At 60.3% G+C, this 15,089-nt stretch carries 9 protein-coding genes; 4 read left to right on the top strand and 5 right to left on the bottom strand.

The window, feature by feature from the left end:
* Positions 1-33: 33 nt before the first annotated feature.
* Positions 34-1,536: a GTP-binding protein gene (locus tag M2103_RS04395; protein ID WP_277508988.1), complete on the bottom strand. Its 1,503-nt coding sequence runs from the start codon at positions 1,534-1,536 to the stop codon at positions 34-36.
* Positions 1,537-1,640: 104 nt separating this feature from the next.
* Between M2103_RS04395 and M2103_RS04390 the strand changes: the two genes are divergently transcribed.
* Together M2103_RS04390 and M2103_RS04385 are read left to right on the top strand one after the other, a co-directional pair.
* Positions 1,641-2,915, top strand: a complete 1,275-nt coding sequence (locus M2103_RS04390; protein WP_277508987.1) for a glutamate-5-semialdehyde dehydrogenase — start codon at positions 1,641-1,643, stop codon at positions 2,913-2,915.
* Between the two features lie 101 nt (positions 2,916-3,016).
* A complete protein-coding gene (locus M2103_RS04385; RefSeq protein ID WP_277508986.1) occupies positions 3,017-9,001 on the top strand; it encodes an alpha-2-macroglobulin family protein in 5,985 nt (1,994 codons plus the stop codon).
* A 72-nt stretch (positions 9,002-9,073) separates the two neighbouring features.
* Here M2103_RS04385 and ruvA read toward each other — a convergent pair whose 3' ends face one another.
* From ruvA to M2103_RS04365, 4 genes are all read right to left on the bottom strand, one after another.
* Complete coding sequence (gene ruvA, locus M2103_RS04380; protein ID WP_277508985.1) at positions 9,074-9,685, bottom strand: Holliday junction branch migration protein RuvA; 612 nt, start codon at positions 9,683-9,685, stop codon at positions 9,074-9,076.
* A gap of 228 nt (positions 9,686-9,913) precedes the next feature.
* Positions 9,914-10,648, bottom strand: coding sequence for a 4-hydroxy-tetrahydrodipicolinate reductase (gene dapB, locus M2103_RS04375; RefSeq protein WP_277508984.1), 735 nt, complete (start codon positions 10,646-10,648; stop codon positions 9,914-9,916).
* Between the two features lie 263 nt (positions 10,649-10,911).
* Positions 10,912-11,802, bottom strand: coding sequence for a 4-hydroxy-tetrahydrodipicolinate synthase (gene dapA, locus M2103_RS04370; RefSeq protein WP_277508983.1), 891 nt, complete (start codon positions 11,800-11,802; stop codon positions 10,912-10,914).
* Between the two features lie 11 nt (positions 11,803-11,813).
* On the bottom strand, positions 11,814-11,954 hold the full coding sequence (locus M2103_RS04365) for a hypothetical protein (RefSeq protein WP_277508981.1): 141 nt from the start codon (positions 11,952-11,954) through the stop codon (positions 11,814-11,816).
* On the opposite strand from M2103_RS04365, the gene M2103_RS04360 reads away from it, so the two are divergent.
* Together M2103_RS04360 and M2103_RS04355 are read left to right on the top strand one after the other, a co-directional pair.
* Positions 11,953-12,918: a hypothetical protein gene (locus M2103_RS04360; RefSeq protein WP_277508980.1), complete on the top strand. Its 966-nt coding sequence runs from the start codon at positions 11,953-11,955 to the stop codon at positions 12,916-12,918. The two genes, M2103_RS04365 and M2103_RS04360, sit on opposite strands and share 2 nt — an antisense overlap.
* A 105-nt stretch (positions 12,919-13,023) precedes the next feature.
* Positions 13,024-15,078, top strand: a complete 2,055-nt coding sequence (locus M2103_RS04355) for a sulfatase-like hydrolase/transferase (protein ID WP_277508979.1) — start codon at positions 13,024-13,026, stop codon at positions 15,076-15,078.
* Positions 15,079-15,089: the final 11 nt, after the last annotated feature.

The raw sequence follows: 15,089 nt of genomic DNA, 5'->3' as shown, positions 1-15,089 counted from the left end.
GAAAAAGAGCCGCCCATCGAGCGCGCGCAAATCTCACGCCAGGCACTTGTTAAAACCTTCGTTGAGCGCGGCGCGGTCCAGGTTTTTGCCGATGAAGACAAGCGTGTTTGCGCGCGTCTCGCCCGCGGCCCATTCGCGGTCCATCTTCGCGTCGAAAAGCATGTGCACGCCCTGAAAGACGAGACGGCGGTTTGAGCCCTTCACGCTGAGCACGCCTTTCATGCGGTAAATGTCGTTGCCCTTGGTGCGCAGCAATTCGCTGATCCACGCGTTCAGGCGCTGGCCGTCGAGGTCGCCGGGCGTGTTGATGCCCACCGACGAAACATCGTCCTCGTGCGAATGCGTGTGCTCAAAATCGCGCTGCCAGTCCGGGCGCGCGTTGTCGTCCTCGCCCGCGCCCTCGGGATAAATGTGCAGCGGATGCTCGCCGCAGCCCTCGAACACAAGGTAATAACCGGGCTCGGCGACGGTGAACTTAAAATGCCCGTGCTCATGCTCGCCGAGATGCAGGCGCTGAAGCGTGTCGCCGGGCGTGAACGCGTCGCCGTCGCGCACATTGTTTTCCCAATCGGAAAACGTGAGCACCGTGGTTTTCACCACCGCGTCAATATCCGCCTCGTCGAGCGATTTCACCGGCGCGACAACGACATCGAGCTCGCCCGGATTGCCGTGGTGATGATGGTGGTGATGCTCGTGCCCGTCGCCGTGTTCATGTTCGTCGCCGTGCGCGTGCTCATGCTCATGATCGTGTTCGTGATCGCAACCCTCATGCCCGTGCTCGTGGCAATGGCAGTGGCCGATCACGAGCTTGTGCGTGCCGGCGGGAAGTTTGTAAGCGCCGGCCCACTCGAACGGATAACTCGGCTGGAGAAATTTCGGATCGACCGACAGCGCGCGCGCCGGATCAAAGCCGGCGATGTTGATGACGGCGTCGAGCGGCACGTCGCAATTTTGGGCGCGGTAAATCTTAGCCGCGGCGTTCATGGCGTGAATGCGTTTTTCGAGCGCGTCGAGCTCGGCGGCGGCGATGAGATCGGTTTTGTTGAGCACGAGCACGTCGGCGAAGGCGATTTGTTTTTTCGCCTCGGGCGAGTCGTCGATGTGCCGGAGTATGTGCGCCGTGTCCACGATGGTCACGATCGCGTCGAGGCGGAAGTTCGCGCGCATCTCGTCGTCGGTGAAAAACGTCTGCGCCACGGGGCCGGGATCGGCGAGGCCGGTGGTTTCGATGATGATGCCGTCGAGCCGGTCCTTGCGCTTCATGAGGCGCGTGAGGATGCGGATCAAGTCGCCGCGCACCGAGCAGCAGATGCAGCCGTTGTTCATCTCGAAAAGCTCCTCGTCGGTCTGGACGACGATCTGGTTGTCCACGCCCACCTCGCCGAATTCGTTTTCGATGACGGCGAGCTTTTTGCCGTGCTGCTCGGTGAGGATGCGATTGAGGAGCGTGGTTTTGCCCGCGCCGAGAAATCCGGTGAGGACGGTGACGGGAATGGGCGCGGGCGCGGTGTTCGTGGAATCTGCGGAATTGCTCATGAAGAAAGCATAACAAACCCGTCCAGCCCGCCGACGCAAGCGCGGCTTCCGCTCTCCGCTTGCATGTGGGGCGCGCAACGCTAAATTGCATGCTTTTCAACATCATGTCCGCCGATCTCGCACAACTCGTCACCACCATCGCCCAACGCGCCCGCGCCGCATCGCTCGCCCTTGCCACGGCGACGCCCGAACAGAAAAACGCCGCGCTCACACGCCTGGCCGAGTTGATCGCCTCTTCACAGGACGCGCTTCTCGCCGCCAACGCCCGCGACCTCGCCGAGGCGAAAAACAACGGCTTGAGCGACGCGCAAATCGACCGGCTCACACTCACACCCGCGCGCATCGCCCAGCTTGTCGAAAGCGTGCGGCAGGTTGTCGCGCTGACAGATCCGGTCGGTGAGGTATTGGAGGACGCCACGCGTCCCAACGACCTGCGCATCCGCCGCGTCCGCGTGCCCATCGGCGTGATCGGCATTATCTACGAGGCGCGCCCCAACGTCACCATCGATTGCGCGATCCTCTGCCTCAAGAGTGGCAACGCCTCGATCCTGCGCGGCGGCAGGGAAATCTTCAACACCAACACCGCCTTCGCCGCGCTCATCCCCAACGCGCTGCGCCACGCAGGCCTGCCCGCCGACGCCGTGCAGCTCATCCCCACGACCGACCGCGCCGCGCTCAACACGCTGCTCAAGCTCGACCAATACGTGCACTGCATCATCCCGCGCGGCGGCGAGTCGCTTATCCGCTTTGTCACCGAAAACGCCACCGTGCCCGTGCTCAAGCACTACAACGGAATCTGCTTCGTCTATCTCGACGCCGCGGCCGACGCCGACATTGCCGAGCGCGTGACAGTGAACGCAAAAACGAGCCGCGTCTCCGTCTGCAATTCCGCGGAGCAACTCCTCGTGCACCGCGACGCGGCGGAAACACTGCTGCCCCGGGTGGCGCGCGCGCTAGTCGCCAAAAACGTCTCGCTCCGCTGCGACCCCGCGAGCGCGGCCATTCTTGCACGGGAAAACATTCCTCACGCCGCCGCGACCGAGGCGGATTATCGCACCGAATTTCTCGATTACGTGATGGCCGTGCGCGTGGTTGATTCGCTCGAAACCGCCATTGCAACAATCAACCGCGACAGCTCCGCGCACAGCGACGCCATCATCACGCGCGACGAGCTGACAGCCCGCCGCTTTCTCGCGGCCGTGGACAGCGCCGCTGTTTTCTGGAACACCTCCACGCGCTTCAACGACGGCTTTGAGTTCGGTTTCGGCGCCGAGATCGGCATCAGCACCGACCGCCTCCACGCCCGCGGCCCCATGGGCCTGCGCGAACTCTGCAGCTACAAGTTCCTGGTCGAAGGCACCGGCCAGATTCGCGAGTAGGGTGTTTTGGCGAGGGGAAGGGCAGGGGCGATGTCTGCGATTGTCTTTGTGATTAAGAAAAGCGAAAGTTGGTCGTGTTTCCACAAGTCACCCAACCCTTCATGAAAATCCCCTCAGCCATTTGTTGGAGCGCGCTGTTTTTTCTCGGCTTAATTTTTTCGCAAACCTCAGCCGCAAGCACCGAAAAAACATACGCGGTGCAAGTGGACAAGGCCCAGCGTCTCGCCGACGAAAAATCCTGGGCGCTGGCGCGCGACGCCTATGCCGAGGCATCCAAATTTCAAATTAGCGCCGAGTCGAAACGCTGGTGTGAAATGCGGCAGATGCAGGCTGAATGGCGGGCGTTGAACTCCGAGGAAAAGAAAGAACAGCGCCCCGCTTTTAATCGCAGGCTGGACGAGTTTCTTAAAACTTATGGCACTTACAAGAGCGGAGGGAGGCGGGTCGGCGGGCCTCGGGATTTTGACGCGGCGTGGACAGAGGCGATGATTTTGCAAATCGAGATATCCAGAAAACTTGAGGGTAGGTTGCACCGGTTAACATTGGCGGAAGTGCAACAGAAGAATTTAGAGATAACGGCCGAGGAGTTTCTTGAGTTGACGAACCGGAAAGATCCGCCTTGGGAGACGTGGCGGGAGATTCTTGATTATCACGCCAAAAGAACTCCGAATCCCTACAATGAAAAATGGTTGCTCGATTTTTTGGAGCAGGTGGATTTTCATTGGAGACGCCGAGGGGACGGAGTTGACAAGGGGCAGCGCTCATTTGGAAACGCGCTGATGTCGTTTGTGCGCAACGGCGCCTTGCCCGCCGAACAAAAGGCGAAATATGCGCTGAGGGCGGCATGGTTGTGCTGCGAGCCGGTGGACGACGGCTGGCAGCGGCGGGAACCGATCACGTCATGGCGGGATGCCGCGCTGGTTTGCCGTGGAACCCGCTACGAGGCGGCGGGAAAAGCGATGCTGTTTGCCGCCCAGGCAAGGTCTTGGAATCCCCGGTCAGTGGTTGATGACTTGGGAGATGATGCGGATTTGTGGAGCGGTGGTTATGCCGCGGTGCTGCCCAGGGCCAGGGAATTGCGATGCGAAATTGAGTCGGCTCCGGATGATTTTATCCGCGCGAGGGCGATTGAGTTGCTCGACGCGTTGATCAACAATTGGTCGAAGCCGATTCTTAGCATCTCGGGTGACAATTATGTATTGGCGGGGGACGCCTTGAAATTCTCGGCGAACTGGGTGCTGCAAAAATCGGTCAAGGCGGAACTGCATCAATATTCGATGGAGGGATACGCAAAAAAGGAGGCGCTGAAGCAGGAGGTGTCGCCCAAGGATGTGCTGGAGATCATGCAAGCGCGGCTGGTGCAGTCGATGGAGTTGTTTGAGCAAACACAGGACGGTGACATTGAGTGGCACTCCGACATGTTTGAATTCGCGCAACCGCCCGAGCCTGGATTTTACATGGTGGTTGTCCGGGCGCTTGGGATTGATGGCGAGGAGTGTGTGCGGGCGTGGCACGCCATTGTCACCGGCGCAAGGGCGGTCGCCATCGTGCCGGCGGCGGGCGACGCGCAGCTTTATGTGATAAACCGGAGGGACGGCTCACCCCTGGCTCGCAAGACGTTGGATTGGTTTTGGCTTGGGGAGATTCATCATTCGCGCGTGAGTGGACGAATGGTGCTTGATCCGCAAAAATGTTTCTCGGCAAAAACAGACGCGGAGGGTCGCGTGAGTTTTCCCATGCCGCGGTTGAAAAAGGCGCGCGAGATGCTTGCCATGATTGACGGGCAGCCGTTTCGGATTTCTGTGCAAGCCGATTATTCGGATTCAGAGAAAAGGTTTTTCGCGGAATTGCTTTTTGACAAGCCGATGTATTGGTATGGCGACATGGTTCGCTGGAAGCTGATCGTCAGGGAACGCAAGGAGGACGGGCGGTTTGAGCCGTGCAAGCAGGCCTCCTTTGCAATGTGGTCAAGGAACGAAACCTTTGTGAAACGGGGGCCTGTAAAATTCAATGAGTTTGGCACGGTTCATGGGGAGTTTGTGCTTACCAACAGAATATACGCGGAAGACAGTGTTCAGGCCGCGTTGCAAATTGACGGCGAAGAGATGGAATTTTTGAATGTGTTTCGCATGCACAGCCCTCCGCATTCTTCAATGCATGTGGAGGTCGGACTCGACGGAGCGCGGGACAGGGTAAGCCCCGGGCAGGAAATAAAAATCCGCGTGAAGGCGCGGTATCATCAAGGCGACGCGGTTGTGGGGGCGGATGTGAAATGCGAGATGCGCGTGGAGTCTGTCATTCATGACGTCGATAAAAAGAAGGCTTCGCAAAAAAGATACGAGCACTGGCTTAAGGAGCAAAACAAGAGCATGCCCGCGAAGGGCGTGACGGATGCCAATGGCGAGGCGGTGTTCACCTTTAAGATTCATGAGGCGCTTCCCGAGAATTCAGTGTTGCTGGCAATAGGAACGGTTGAGGCCGAGAAACTGTCGCCCGTCAGTGTCCTTGAACGTTTTTCCGTGAGCGACACGGGGAGTTTTGCCGACATGCCGGGGTTGTTGCAGCCGAGGCTTGTGGCTCCGGGGGTTGAATCGCAGTTCAACGTCAGGGTGACGGGACTGTCCGGAAAACCACGAGCTTTTGTCGGCGACGCTCGCATCTACGAATGTCGCTGGGTTGAGATATGGCTTGATCCGGAGGGGCGGCAGGTGACGGGAGAGGCGCTGGCAGAGGCGCGCCGCCAAAGGGAGCAGCCGTTGAGAGACAGTATGGGGCCGGGGTGGAAAAAGGTTTTTGCCGACTACGTGACCGTGCCGTTTGGGGACAGCCAGCCCGTGACGTGCGGGGATGACGGTTTGTGCGTCGTTAAATTCACGCCGCCAAAGAGCGGGATTTATGAAATACGCCTGGAGCAAAACGGACGCGTCCTTGCGCCGCGCAACTCGTGTTTCCGATGGATGGAAACTCCGAAGGATTACAAAGGCTTGTGGGGATTAATGAAGACGCACGAGCGCATGATTTTTTACGCGGCGGATGAATCGACGGCATCGCTTGAGGCGGACCCGCGCGAGGCCTTGCTTTTGGGGTTGGAAAACTACCGCGAGGGCAAACCTCTCAAATTGATGCTCATGTTGCCGGAGGAATCGAGAAACGTGTTCCTGTCCTTGCACGGTGCGACGAGGTCGGAGGCGCGACGTGTCATGCAAAAAAATCGCGTCGGCATGGTGACGATGGAGACCGTCCCGACGGCCAACGGCTTGATCGGCGCCGAATTGCACGGAGGGGTTTATCTTAACGTCAAGGAGCTGGTGCCGCCGGGCAGGAGGGGAATCACATTGGAAGTTTCCGCGGAGCAGGACGAGTCGCGGCCGGACGCCGTGACAAATATAAAAGTGGTGGCAAAAGATTTTGCAGGAAACCCGGTGCGGGCCGAGCTTGCCATAGCTGCCGCCGACAATGTGTTTATCGAGAAGGCGGAGCCGCCGGACTGGACGCCGCGATCCATCGCGTTTGAAGAAATCAGCAAACCAGCCAAACTCCGCTGGAATTATTCCGCTGTCAGAATCTGGTCCACGGCCATGACAGTATCGGATCGCAGAAGCGGGAGCGGATTGATGGAATTGCTCAAGATGAAGGCTGCCGGCGCGCCCATCCCCCGCCGCGCAAACGCGGGTGACTGGCGGGAAGGCCCTCAAGGGGGGGGCGGTTCGCGCCATGCCGGTTTATTTGCGAAAAGGCGTGTCGAGAGGATGTTCACCCCTTCGCAGAGGGACATCTCGGTTGTCATGCCGCGGCAACATTTCACACGAAAGAGCTTTTGGGCGCCGTCGATTGTCACGGACGCGAACGGGGTGGGGCGAGTGAGCTTTGCATTGCCGGACAATTCCAGACAATGGCGCATCTCGGCATACGCGGTGGGCGCGGATGGAAACACGTTTGGAGCCGCGCACATGGTGACGCGTCCGCGTCCGTCCCCGCCTCTGCGCATTCAAACGCCAAGATTCCTTGTCGAGGGTGATGATGCGGTGGTTTCTGGGAAAATTGAGAATCGAAATGCCTCGCCGCTGACCGCGACCATGCAAATGCGGGGCGAGGGCGCAGTGGAATTGGCCGATGCCGGAATGCAGCGGACTATTGTCGTGCCGAAACAGGGTGAGGCGATCGGCACTTGGAAGGCAAAGGCGGACGCCCTCGGAGAGGCGACGCTGATATTCACCGCAAGCGGCGAGGGCATGAGCGAAACAGCGCGCGCAACATTGCCGGTGCTGGAGAGCGGAATGCGCCGGGAAATTGCGGCCTGCGGGCGGCTTCCGCCCTCCAGTAAAAACGCAACGGTGACGCTGGCGTTGCCGGACTCGTTTAATCGCGAGCGCCTGGCGGGAGAGATTGTGATAACACGCGGACGCGCCGCTGTGGTGCTGGATGCACTGCCCGGCTTGATTGATTCGCCCCACGGCAGCGTGGAGCACATGGTGAGCCGTTTTTTGCCGGCGGTGGTTGTCAGAAAGGCGCTCGTTGACCGCGGGCTGGATGCGACGGCGGTTGAAAAGCGCATAATGGCCGTCGAAAGACGGAATGCGAACGCGCGGCCGGCGCATTTGGCAAAATTGAAAAGCGTGGACGATGTCGCGTCAAAATCGCTCGCTGAATTGCGCGAAGCCGGGGAACTCTACCAGCGCGGGTTTGGCTGGTGCCCCAAAAGTTACACGCCTGACATTTGGATGACCGCGTATGTGGCATGGGGGCTCCGGCTCGCAGCCGAGGCGGGGGTCGATGTTTTCGGCGACTGGTTGAAGTCGATTCACAAGATGATTCTCAAATATATGCACACCCCGCGAGATAATGAGGACCGGCTGGCGTGGGCGCTTTTTGTGATGTCGGAGGTGTCGGAATTGGACAACCAGGATGAGGAGATATTGCGGAAAGCGTATGCGAGTGCTTATGCCGCGCGTGAAAAATTAACGGCGTCCGGACGCGCCTGTTTGCTGGCGGCCTCGCTTCGATGGGGCGTGGATGAGAGCCGCGCCGTGCTGCTTGAGCATCTTGAAAAGAGCGCGCAACACACGCCGCGGGGAGTTCATTGGGGATCGACAGGCGGTCACACGCGCGCGATGGAAGGCGCGGTGGAATCGACCGCATTAAGTGTGCTAACGTTGAGGAAGATTGATCCCGAACACGCGTTGATCGAACCCGCGCTTGAATGGCTCGTCGCAAGCCGGCATGGCCTTGGCTGGCAAAACACAAGGGCATCGACGTTCGCCATACTGGCATTGATCCGTGCCGCCCCGCCAGAAGGTTTTGGCGGGAGCCTCGTGGCGGGCCGGAGTATGCAAATGGAGCTGTTGTTAAACGGGAAAAAACTGGAAGGCGTGACAATTCCCGGAGACGGTTTGCTTTCGGAGTCGGTTCGGGTGGCGCTGCCCGCGGATCAACTCGTGGACGGTGACAATCGCATCGAGTTGCGGCGGCGTTTTGCGGCGAAGAAAGACAGTAATCCCTTTTATGCGACGGCGCGGGTGTCGCTCTGGACAAATGGCGGTGATGTTGGGCGGAAAACCGACGGGCTGTTGCGAGTGAATCGGTATTTCACCACATCACGCCGTCAGCCAGACTTGGGTGGTATTGGAAATTGGATGATGATTCATTTGAATGAAAACTCAATCGTGCGGGCGGGCGAGGAAGTGTCGCTGCGAGTCAGGCTGTCAAAGGAATATAGAGGGGTGCATGCTGATGAGACTTTGGAATATGTGATTATTACAGTTCCTAAGCCTGCTGGCTGCGAGCCATTGAGTGCTGGCAATAGTTGGAGCGGGTTGTCCGAAAAATGGGATACAGCGTTGGTTATTGGGACGCTTGGCAATGCGAGAGACACGAGCTCGTCCCACCGCCTCGTTTACCGAGAGGAACATGATGATCGCAGCGTATTTTATTTGGATCGCGCGGTAGGATTGCAGGAACTTCGTTTCATGATGCGCGCCGTCACGCCGGGGGATTTCCGCGCGCTGCCGGTGAAGGTCGAGGCAATGTATGTGCCGGAAATCCGCGCCAACAGCGACGCTCGGCGCGTGCGGATCGATGCGAGGTGATGTGGTGAAAATGCAATGGGGGTTCGCGCGGATGCACCCGCACAGACAGGAATGTCCGTGCTACCTTGCGGATTAACCAAGCGCTTTTTTGATGAGTTGCTCGGTGGTGGCCTTGGGGCCGAGGGCGAGGTTCGCGCGGCGGATGGCTTCATCGGCGGCGGCAGTTTTGTAACCGAGCGCGGCGAGTGCGAGCACTGCGTCGCGGATGCGCGAATCGCCGGCGGGCTGGGGCTCGCCGGAGGCGTTTGTCGCGATTGGCGAATCACCGGTCGCGGTGCCCGTTCCGAGTTTGCCGCGGAGTTCGACGACGAGGCGCTCGGCGGTTTTTTTGCCGATGCCGGGGCATTTTGAAAGGGTCGCGATGTCTCCCATGCGAATCGCCGACTCGAGCGAGGCGAGCGAGAGCTTGCTCATGATTGTGAGCGCGCTTTTGGGGCCGATTCCGCTCACATTGTTGATCATGAGCTGGAAAAAATCGCGCTCTTCGATGGTTGCGAATCCGTAGAGCGTTTGCGAGTCCTCGCGGTAGATCGCCACGGTGTGCAGTTTCACATTGGAGCCGGCGGCGGGGAGTTTTTCGGCGGTGGTGACGGGGATGTTCACGCCGTAGCCAAGGCCGTTGATTTCAATGGTTGCGTGGAGCGGTGTGGCGGCGGCGAGTGTGCCTTGGATTGAGACGATCATTGAAGGAAAGTAGTCAGGAGCCGAAGAAGAGTGAAGAGTGTTCCGAACGAAGTGGGATATTTGACATTAAGAAGAGGGAAACGAACTTAGGCAGAGGGGCGCTACTGCGTTATTTTAGGTTCAAGATGAGGTTGAGGGTGTGGATCAGATTTAATCTTTCGGCCTTCTGGCTCTCCGGCCTCTGACCTTTTACTTCTGACTCCTGACTCCTGTATTCTGACTCCTTTTTCAGGCCGTCAGGCCTAAAACACGTTGCATGTCGTAGACGCCGTTTGGCTGGCCGGTGATCCACTCGGCGGCGCGGAGGGCGCCTCGGGCGAAGATGGCGCGGTCGCTGGCTTTGTGCGTGAGTTCGATGCGTTCGCCGAGGCCGGCAAACATGACGGTGTGGTCGCCGATGACGTCGCCGCCGCGCAGGGAGTGCATGCCGATTTCGGATTGCGTGCGTTCGCCGGTGATGCCTTCGCGTCCATGGCGGGCGGCGTCGGCGGCGAGTTTGCGTTCCTCAAGGATGATTTCGAGGAGGCGCGCTGCGGTGCCGCTGGGGGCGTCTTTTTTGAAGCGGTGGTGCATCTCGATCACCTCGGTGTCGTAGTCGGCGCCGAGGACGGCGGTGGCGCGGCGGGTGAGCGCGAAAAGGAGGTTCACTCCGATGGAATAGTTACCGGACCACACGCAGGGAATTTTGGCGGCCTCGACGAGGAGCGCTTTTTTCTCGGCGTCGGTGTGCCCGGTGGTGCCGATGATGAGCGGCTTGTTGTTGGCGGCGGCGAGCCGGATGATGTCGCCCGTGATTTTGTGCGAGCTGAAGTCTATGAGCACATCGCCGGCTTTCGCGCCCGCGTCGAAGTCGTCGCCGAGGTCAACGGTGGCGGCGATCGTGTGGCCGAGTTGTTGCGCGGCGTTGATGATGGCATGGCCCATGCGGCCCTTGGAGCCAAAGAGTGAGATGCGTAGTGACATTTTTTTAAAAGGAGGAAGGAGTCAGGATACAGGAGTCAGGAGGAAGATGCCGGAAAGCCAGAGACCAGAGGACCTGAATCTTAAACTTTCAGCTTAAACTTGGAAATTGGAGGGTTAGAGTTTCTGATTTTAACCACGGAGGACACTGGGAAACACGGAGAAATCGTGGGAAACTGTCGGTGATTTTTCTTCGTCTCCGTGCATCTCCGTGTCCTCCGTGGTTATTCTATTTTAGGCTTTTGGTGCTCCGGCCTTTCGACTCCTTATGCTTTGCCGAGTTTTTCGAGCGCGGTGGCCAGGATTTTTTCGTTGGCGGCGGACATTTCGCAGAGAGGCAAGCGCACGACGGCGGAGCTAATGATGCCGGCGCGGGCGAGCGCGGTTTTCAGGGGAACGGGATTCGGTTCGATGAAGAGCGCCTTGAACAGCGGGTAGAGTTTGCGGTGCAGCTTTGTGGCGGCGGCGTAGTTGTTGGAAAGGGCGAGCGCGGTGAGCTTCACAACCTGGCGCGGGATGAGGTTTGAGGCGACGCTGATGACGCCCTCCGCGCCAACCGACATGAAGGGGAGCGTGAGGCTGTCGTCGCCGCTGAGCACGGTGATGTCCTTGCCAAGCGCGTTTTTGAGCTGGTCAACACGATCGACCGAGCCGCCGGCTTCCTTGATGTAGCGGACGTGCGGATACTTGGCTCGGAGGCGTTCGACGACGGGCACGCCGATTTCGATGCCGCAACGGCCGGGGATTGAGTAGAGGATGAGCGGCCGGTCGGTGGCCTCGGCGATGGCGGCGAAATGCCGGTAGAGGCCCTCCTGGCTGGGTTTGTTGTAATAGGGCGCGACGAGGAGCATGGAGTCGGCCCCGGCCTCGTGCGCGAAGCGCGTGTATTCTACGGCCTCGTGCGTGGAGTTGGAGCCGGTGCCGGCGATGACGGGCACGCGGCCGCGCGCGGTTTCGATGACGGCGCGGATCACGTCGAGATGCTCGTCGTGGAGGAGGGTGGGGGACTCGCCGGTGGTGCCGACGGGAACGAGGCCGTTGATGCCCGATTTGATTTGAAACTCGACCAGCTTGCGCAAGTCGTCGTAGGCGACGGCTTCGTTCTTGAATGGCGTTGCGAGGGCGGTGATGGCTCCTGTGAGTGGACGCAGTTTCATGTCGGATGTTGTTAAGAGAATTTCCCATCAACAAAAGCATCCATTTGAATCAATGCGACACGTTTTTTCGCATTTGCGCAGGTTGAGGGATGCGGCTTGCCACGGGGCGCGGGATTGTTCATGTTCGGGGCAAGCTCAATGATTGCCCACATGATTTTCCCTCGCGTCCAAGTCCCCGTCGTCTGTGCCGTCCTCGCAATGGCGATCACGCCGTTGTCCGGCAACGAAGGGCAAAAGCAAGCGGATGCGCAACCGCAGCCATCGCCGTCGAACGCGGGCAAGGAGTTGCAGGCAATGGCCCCCGCGCCGGTTCCGCAAACCGGCCTGAACACGGGCGCCGCCGATTCCGCGTTCGCGCCGGATCGTATCGGCGGCCTGTCGGTCGTGCATCCCTCCGTCAACGAATACGCGCCGGCTTCGCGGATGCCGCGTGATCGCATGACCCCGGTGACGACGAACAACAATGTCGCGCACCAATTGCCGGGGAGCGCGGCCTACTCGCCCAACTGGCTGGTTGACGGCATGGCCCAGCTCGAGGCGGATGAAAAGCGGCAGAAGGAATTTGAGGCGCGTTTCGGCAAGCGCGAGGACGGGAGCGCGCGTGGTGCGTTGAACGAAAAATCGGAGCGCGACCGCGATATCGAAAACAATCCCGAAAATAGAAACGCCGTCGCGGCGAATGATCCGCTGGTGCAGTATTTGCAAAAATGGGCGGAGGCGTCGCCCGCGGCCGCAGGCATCGCCGCCGCCGCGCAGAATGCAGTTTCCGGCGACACGCCCCCAAGCGCGGGCGGTGTCGTTAATGCGGCGGATGCCGGCGCCGGCGACGCGCCGTCGAATGTGTCGCCGCGCGCGGCGGGCGGTGCCGATCTCGCCGCGATGATGGGGCAGCCCATGCTTGAGGCGACGGGCCCGAGCATTGTGCTGCCACCGCCACCGCCCGTTGCCCCGGCGGGAACAACCTTCCAAGGTGTCGGCGATCAGCAACCCGCGTCGGTTGCAACGGGAATCCCCGAGCACGCCGCGTTGAAGATCAAGCCGATCGAAAAAGACACCGAGCCGACCAAGCCGATCGTGAACGACAAAAAATATTTTCCGCAATTGCAGCGGTTCTGAGCCGCTCAAAAGGCGTTCACAAAAACGGCGCGCCGCCATGCGCATTCAGTCTGGCGCGACCGGAGTCATCATTCTTTTTATTGCCTCTCCAAAAAACAACCCGACATGAATCCCGCCGCCCGCCTCACTGCCGCAGCCGCCATCGGTCTCGGAGCGCTTGCCTCCGCAACCGCCCAGCCCGCGCAACAACCCAACATCATTTTCATCCTCACCGACGATCTCGGTTATGGTGACGTCGGCGTGTTTTACCAAAATCAGCGGCGCGCCGACGACAATCCCGGGCGTCCCTGGCACCGCACGCCCAACATCGACCGCATGGCCGCCGAGGGCGCGCGTTTCACCAGCCAGTATGTCGCCGCGCCCGTCTGCGTCGCCTCGCGCGCCTCGCTCATGCAGGGCGTCCACCAGGGGCACGCCACCGTCCGCAACAACCAGTTCGACAAGGCGCTCGAGGAAAACCACACCCTCGGCACCGTGCTTCGGCAGGCCGGTTACGCCACCGCCGCCATTGGCAAATGGGGGCTGCAAGGCACGGGCAACGGCCCCGACTGGACCAGCCATCCGCTCAACCGCGGCTTCGATTATTATTACGGCTACATCCGGCACATCGACGGTCACGAACACTACCCCGTCGAGACGATCTATTTTAAGAAAAAGGCCCGGCAGCGCGGCCCGTTGATCGTTTGGGAAAATCGCAACGACGTCACCGCCGGCCTCGACAAATGTTACACCACCGACCTGTTCACCGCCCGCGCAAAAAAGTGGATCGTCGAGCAAAAGCAAAACACGCCGAACAAACCCTTCTTCCTCTACCTCGCCTATGACACTCCGCACGCCGTCCTCGAACTGCCCGCGCAAGCCTATCCCGCGGGCGGCGGACTTCACGGCGGCATGCAATGGCTCGGCACGCCCGGTCGCGCCATCACCACCGCAAGCGGCACGCCCGATTCCTGGATTCACCCCGAATACAAGGACAAACCCTGGACCGAAGTTTACAAACGCCACGCCACAAGCGTGCGCCGCATCGACGATGCCGTCGGCGACCTCCTTCAACTTCTCAAGGATCTCAACATCGACGACAACACGCTCGTCGTGTTCACCTCCGACAACGGCCCCGCCGCCGAATCCTATCTTCCCGAGGATTACAAACCGTCCTTCTTCGGCACCTACGGTCCGCACGACGGCATCAAACGCGACTGCCTCGAGGGCGGTTTGCGCGTGCCCACCATCACCCGCTGGCCCGCAAAAATCCCGGCCAACCGCGTCATCGCCGCGCCCACCGCGTTTTGGGACTGGATGCCCACGTTTGCCGCCGCAAGCGGACTCACGCCGCCCGCGCGCACGGACGGCGTTTCCCTGCTCCCGCTCCTCTCCGGCAAAGGCGCGCCACCAAGCCGCGCGTTCTATTTCGAATACTTTAACAAAAGCAAAACGCCCGGCTATCCCGATTTTGAACCCGCGAGGCGCGGCCGCTTGCGCGGCGAAATGCAGGCCATCCGCATCGGCGACATGATGGGTGTGCGCTACGACATCAAATCGCACGCCGACGATTTTGAAATCTACAACGTCGTCACCGATCCGAAGGAAACACAAAACCTCGCCGCCGGGCAGCCCGCGCTGCAAGCCGAGATGAAGGCGCGCGTCCTGCAAATGCGCGTCGCCTCGGCGCCCGCGCCGCGTCCCTACGACGACGAGTTTGCTCCCGCAATCGACGCACCCGCGCCGCTTGCGGACGGTCTCGCGTGGAAATTTTATCCGGGCCAATTCCCCTGGGTGCCCGCCCTCGACAGCATGGCGCCGGCTGACAGCGGGACGCTCCCGCGCCCCGACACCAAGCCGGCAAAACAGCATGTCGCCGGCGCGATTAGTTTCACCGGCTACCTGCAAATTCCCGCTGACGGTGAATACACCTTCCACCTGCTCGCCCGCAACGGCGCCACGCTGCGCATCCACGACGCCACGGTTGTTGACGCGGACTATGGATACCAGGGCGACGCGGAAAAAACCGGCGCGATGAAACTCAAGGCGGGCCTGCATCCGTTCCGCCTTGTCTGCCGCAGTGCCAAGGATCGCACCGCGCCGCGCCTGGATGTTTCATGGAGCGCGCCCGGCCTGCCCAAGCAGCCGATTCCCGCCGGGGCGTTCAAGTCAGACAAATGATCGTGCCTGCC

Source organism: Ereboglobus sp. PH5-5, assembly GCF_029504805.1.
Classification (GTDB): domain Bacteria; phylum Verrucomicrobiota; class Verrucomicrobiia; order Opitutales; family Opitutaceae; genus Ereboglobus.
This window is presented reverse-complemented; position numbering and strand designations above follow the sequence as displayed.

Bases quoted from the DNA above. Each gene is read 5' to 3' on its own strand.
- M2103_RS04390 (WP_277508987.1), top strand. From the start codon at position 1,641: ATGTCCGCCGATCTCGCACAACTCGTCACCACCATCGCCCAACGCGCC.
- M2103_RS04360 (WP_277508980.1), top strand. From the start codon at position 11,953: ATGATTTTCCCTCGCGTCCAAGTCCCCGTCGTCTGTGCCGTCCTCGCA.
- M2103_RS04395 (WP_277508988.1), bottom strand. From the start codon at position 1,536: ATGAGCAATTCCGCAGATTCCACGAACACCGCGCCCGCGCCCATTCCC.
- M2103_RS04355 (WP_277508979.1), top strand. From the start codon at position 13,024: ATGAATCCCGCCGCCCGCCTCACTGCCGCAGCCGCCATCGGTCTCGGA.
- dapA (WP_277508983.1), bottom strand. From the start codon at position 11,802: ATGAAACTGCGTCCACTCACAGGAGCCATCACCGCCCTCGCAACGCCA.
- ruvA (WP_277508985.1), bottom strand. From the start codon at position 9,685: ATGATCGTCTCAATCCAAGGCACACTCGCCGCCGCCACACCGCTCCAC.
- dapB (WP_277508984.1), bottom strand. From the start codon at position 10,648: ATGTCACTACGCATCTCACTCTTTGGCTCCAAGGGCCGCATGGGCCAT.
- M2103_RS04385 (WP_277508986.1), top strand. From the start codon at position 3,017: ATGAAAATCCCCTCAGCCATTTGTTGGAGCGCGCTGTTTTTTCTCGGC.
- M2103_RS04365 (WP_277508981.1), bottom strand. From the start codon at position 11,954: ATGTGGGCAATCATTGAGCTTGCCCCGAACATGAACAATCCCGCGCCC.